Origin of the sequence: Erysipelatoclostridium sp. MSK.23.31 (assembly GCF_019125875.1) — a bacterium.
GTDB classification, from domain to species: Bacteria; Bacillota_I; Bacilli_A; order Erysipelotrichales; family Coprobacillaceae; genus Thomasclavelia; species Thomasclavelia ramosa.
The window spans coordinates 1-3,995 of the sequence record NZ_JAHOCB010000083.1 but is presented as its reverse complement, the minus strand read 5'-3'; the positions used below and the strand labels follow the sequence as shown (position 1 = coordinate 3,995).

4 protein-coding genes and 1 pseudogene are annotated in these 3,995 nt (G+C 29.1%); 2 read left to right on the top strand and 3 right to left on the bottom strand.

What is annotated here, in order from left to right; all coding sequences use genetic code 11:
• Positions 1 to 136: 136 nt before the first annotated feature.
• A complete protein-coding gene (locus KSU54_RS18205; protein WP_008792975.1) occupies positions 137 to 1,177 on the top strand; it encodes a CdaR family transcriptional regulator in 1,041 nt (346 codons plus the stop codon).
• 24 nt (positions 1,178 to 1,201) lie between these two features.
• Here the strand turns inward: KSU54_RS18205 and KSU54_RS18200 are convergent, their stop codons facing one another.
• The 3 genes from KSU54_RS18200 to tig all read right to left on the bottom strand — a co-directional run bounded on the left by KSU54_RS18200 (position 1,202) and on the right by tig (position 3,436).
• Positions 1,202 to 1,945 (bottom strand): SDR family oxidoreductase, encoded by a 744-nt coding sequence (locus KSU54_RS18200; RefSeq protein ID WP_009300801.1) that lies wholly within the window; start codon positions 1,943 to 1,945, stop codon positions 1,202 to 1,204.
• 214 nt (positions 1,946 to 2,159) lie between these two features.
• Positions 2,160 to 2,342 (bottom strand): hypothetical protein, encoded by a 183-nt coding sequence (locus KSU54_RS18195; protein ID WP_009009349.1) that lies wholly within the window; start codon positions 2,340 to 2,342, stop codon positions 2,160 to 2,162.
• A 140-nt stretch (positions 2,343 to 2,482) separates the two neighbouring features.
• Positions 2,483 to 3,436, bottom strand: a complete 954-nt coding sequence (gene tig / locus KSU54_RS18190) for a trigger factor (RefSeq protein ID WP_003537878.1) — start codon at positions 3,434 to 3,436, stop codon at positions 2,483 to 2,485.
• A gap of 384 nt (positions 3,437 to 3,820) precedes the next feature.
• Here tig and KSU54_RS19595 point away from each other — a divergent pair.
• Positions 3,821 to 3,946 (top strand): annotated as a pseudogene (locus KSU54_RS19595) (hypothetical protein); the annotation flags it as partial.
• Positions 3,947 to 3,995 lie beyond the last annotated feature (49 nt).

Here is a 3,995-nt window from a genome sequence, read left to right as displayed (position 1 = left end):
AAATGTTTGAAAGTATAGTGTTCATGCGGATAATCAAAAATCGGATATAAAATTTTTTATAAATAATATGTTATAATTAACATGTTATTTAAATAAAATGCATATTTATTTAGTACTTATACCAAAGGAGGATTATATGTATATTAATAACCAATTAGCTACTCAAATCGTTGAAACAGTTAAAGATATTTGTGACCACGATATTAATTTTATTGATTGTCAAGGAATTATCTATGCCAGTACAGATATAAAAAGAATTGGTTCCTTCCATGAAGCTGGTCTTTTAGCCATCAAGGAGAAAAGAATTATCGAAGTGTATGATGATACTAGTTTTAATGGTAGTCTTCAGGGAGTTAATTTACCAGTCTATTACCACGATCAAATTATTGCTGTTATTGGAATCAGTGGTAAACCTGATAAAGTAAAAAAATATGCCTATTTAGCACAAAAAATCACAAATCTATTAATTCGAGAAAAAGAGCTGAATGAATTTAATCGTAGCCAGGCTGAAAAAATGCATTATCTGTTACAATCATTACTAGACCAAGAAAACCTTGACTCCCAATATTTTTCAGATATGTTAAAATATTTTCAGTTAGATTTAAAAAACAATTATCGTCTTTTGATTATTTTAGCAAAACGGCTCGTAAATGAGCAGTCTATTATCCAAGAACTTCATAGCTTAGCCATTCCGGTATATCACTATCAGTACCCCAATCGTTTTCTAGCAATAATAGATGCTGATTACTTTAATAGATGTGAATATAAGCTCAAAAAACTTGCCGGTAATCAGGTTTCAATAGCTGTTGGTAAACAAATTCCTTTAATAAAACTTAGTGAATCTTATCATTCTGCCTTAATTGCTCTAAGAAATATTCAAGACCATCAATATATTAACTATGATGTGTTAACACTTGAAATTATTCTTCAATCAATATCCATTTATGACAAAAAAGACTATCTAAATAAAACAATTGCAATGTTATCATTAGAAGATTTAAATTTATTACACATATATTTTGAAGAGGATATGTCCTTATTAAATACTGCTAATCGTCTTTTTATCCATAAAAATACATTACAGTATAAATTAGATCGTATCCATAAATTATGTGGTTATAATCCACGAAAATTTCGTGATGCTAATATTTTATATTTAGCTTTAAAATTAAAATAACAAAAATTAGTATATTACTATTTTTTATTCTTCATGATATTGCCAATTCCAGTCACCATGATAAATCATCCGTTTGTTCATTCCGCCATCAATCGTAATCGTTTCTCCGGTAATAAAATCTTGCCCACATAAAAATAAAACCATTTTAGAAATATCCTTTGGTGTTCCTACTTTCCCAGCCGGTAGAGAAGCCTTATCAAGTTCACCAAAATTTTCTATTTCATCAACATTGATCCATCCGGGAGCAATACAATTAACTAATACGTTAGGACCCAGTGATATCGCTAATGCATGTGTTAAAGCTACGATTCCACCTTTTGCACTGGCATATGCCTCACTATCGGGCTCTGACTGAAACGCTCGTGAAGAAGCAATATTAATAATCTTTCCTTTATTTTTAATTAATTCTTCTTTACACAATCGACTTAATTCATAAGGGGCTTTTAAACCTATTGAAAGTACATAATCAAAAGTATTATAATCAATATCCGATAATATTCCCCTCATCCCTTTACAGGCATTATTAACTAATACATCAATTCGTCCTAACCTTTTTTTAGCAAAATCAACATAATTTTTCAATGTATCTGGATTTGCTACATCACCGTAATAATAGTATAAATCATGATATTCACTTTCAAAGCGTTTTGATGCCTCTTCATTAATATCTATGAAACATACTTTATCCCCTTGCCTTAAAAAATCCAAACAAATTTGTTTTCCAATTCCATGAGCGCCACCCGTAATTAAAATACCACGTTGCATCATCAATTCCTCCTTTATTATCGTTTTTACTTTCCTAAATACTTCTAGTTCCTAGAATTCAACATCCATAGCTTGCTATTTTCCACTCACCATGCATGTTAACTTCCAAAATTAAAAAAAATTTATCACAAATACTGTTAATCTCTAAATTTTCGATACCAATTGTCTCGTCAACCTTGATTTTACCATAAACAATAATTTTCCCACCATCAAAATTTTAATTTTGCTCATTTGTTTCATCAAAAGATAATTCCAATAAGGTGCAATTTGCAAATTCCATTTCAATTTCATCCATAGCTGCATTGATTTCAATTTGATTATATCGTGTTTCTGTTTTAATTTCTCGACTCACAGCTGTTTTACATCCACATAAAATAATACTAATTAAAATTTTTTTCATATAACCCTCGATTTAAATTATCAACTTTTTCTAATTATAACAATTATTTTTCATCTTGGATTAAGTAACTGTACAATCTTCATACTTATTATAAAAAAAGAATTATGATATCTTAATAAAGATATCAATAATTCTTTCTATTATACTTCAATAAAAACAGTGTTATCCATAATTAATCGACTTGCTTTAATTCTATTTAAATCACGTTTCAAACTTTCAATATCAATTTGATTTAAAACATCTTCTTTAGACACTTGATTATGTGCGGCAATTGCTTCTACTTGTTGATTTGCTTCTTCATCACTAGTCTCTAAATTTTCAATCGCCACAATTTCATCAATAATGGCTTCAAAAGTTGCTTGTTGTTTAGCTGAAGGTGCTAATTGTTGTAATAATGTCTCTTGATTCATTCCCATCATTTGTAAATATTGTTCTAATTGCATTCCTTGACTAGCAAGTTCCATACTGATATGTTGAAGTTGTTGTTGCAGCGCTTTTTCAATATCACTTTCCTCTACTTCTACTTCACAGTCATCAATTAATTTTCCTAATGCTGCATTTTCTTTAGCAGCCATAAATGCCTGTTCATGTTGGGCTTCTAAAGATGCTTTTATATTATCGCGTAATTGATCAATCGTTTCGATTCCAGGTGCATTTAGTGATGCTACAAACGCATCATTTAACTCAGCTTCTTTTTTCTCTTCAATTTTATGAACAGTTACCTTAAAAACAACATCTGCTCCAGCAAGATCTGCAGCTCCATAATTTTCTGGAAAAGTTAAATTTAATTCTCTTGTTTCACCTTTTTTCATCCCAATCATTTGTTCTTCAAATCCAGGAATAAATTGACCAGACCCGATTTCTAGTTGAAAACCTTCAGCTTTTCCACCATCAAAAGCAACTTCATCTTTAAAACCTTCAAAATCAATAGTTGTTACATCGCCATTAGTAACATCACCATCTTTTTCGATTAGACTTGTACTTTGAGCAACTAAACGTTGAATCTCATTATCTACCTCTGTATCAGCAACAGGTTGTTTTGTTACTTCTGCCTCGATTCCTTTATAATTGCCTAACTTAATTACTTTACTCATATATTTCCTCCTATTCGCAATATTAAGATTCTAACATAAATATCAAAGTAACTTAAGTATTAATTAGATTTTATTTTATATTATTAAAATAAAATTTATTTTTCTATATAAACAGTGTTGATCTAGCATTTTAAAGGTATAACAAAATTTTGTAGGGTTTTTCATTTTCTTGCTTTAACATAAGTAGGTTTTTTCAACATTAAAAGGGTTCCTTGTTATAATTATTTTGTCTAGATATAAGTATAACCAGAGAAGCCCTTATGAAAAATTTTATCATTAATTTATTAGATTTAAAACAAGAAGAGGTAGAAAACATTGAGACAGTAAGAAACTCAACCACAAATATTGTTATATGTACATCTTAATGGATAACCTTGCAGATGTCCTCAATGTCTTAAACTAACTTCTAAAGTAAAAGAATATAAAAAAAGAAAATATGTTTATCAAATCATAAATGCTACTGATACATATATTAATTACGAATTAAGAAGAATGATATGTCCTTACTGAAGGAAAACATTTAATGAACCAAATTCTTTTGATAAGAGTTATAGTTCTA

Excerpts from the sequence above, each read along its gene's own strand:
- KSU54_RS18205 (WP_008792975.1), top strand. The coding sequence starts at position 137 with ATGTATATTAATAACCAATTAGCTACTCAAATCGTTGAAACAGTTAAA.
- KSU54_RS18200 (WP_009300801.1), bottom strand. The coding sequence starts at position 1,945 with ATGATGCAACGTGGTATTTTAATTACGGGTGGCGCTCATGGAATTGGA.
- KSU54_RS18195 (WP_009009349.1), bottom strand. The coding sequence starts at position 2,342 with ATGAAAAAAATTTTAATTAGTATTATTTTATGTGGATGTAAAACAGCT.
- tig (WP_003537878.1), bottom strand. The coding sequence starts at position 3,436 with ATGAGTAAAGTAATTAAGTTAGGCAATTATAAAGGAATCGAGGCAGAA.